1 protein-coding gene is annotated in these 354 nt (G+C 63.0%); it reads right to left on the minus strand.

Going from position 1 to position 354, the window contains the following annotated elements:
- Nucleotides 1–354: prolyl-tRNA synthetase associated domain-containing protein (locus FLP08_RS17455; protein WP_156278193.1), on the minus strand; the 354-nt coding region annotated here is incomplete at both ends.

Raw genomic sequence — 354 nt, forward strand, 5'->3', positions numbered from 1 at the left:
GTCTGCGTAGCGGATGCACTCGGTGGCGGTATTCACCAACGGGTGGAAACCGAGCAACTGGTCCTGGCGAATGGCATCGTCGAGCAACACCTCGACCCTGTGCTGCGGATCGTTGACCAGCGCGAAAGGCGTCACGCAGCCCAGTTCGACGCCGAGGTATTCGCGCAGGCGCTCGACCGAGGCGAACGACAGGCGGCTTTCGCCGATCTGTTCGGCGATGCCCGGCAGGTCGGCCTCCTTGCGCTCGTCGAGCAGCACCAGGTAGTGGCGAGTACCCTTGCGGTTGCGCAGGAACAGGTTCTTGATGCCCTGGTCGGGCAATTCGATGCCCTGCGCGTAATATTCCTCGATGGA

This window comes from Christiangramia aestuarii, from assembly GCF_009735585.1.
Lineage (GTDB): Bacteria > Bacteroidota > Bacteroidia > Flavobacteriales > Flavobacteriaceae > Christiangramia > Christiangramia aestuarii.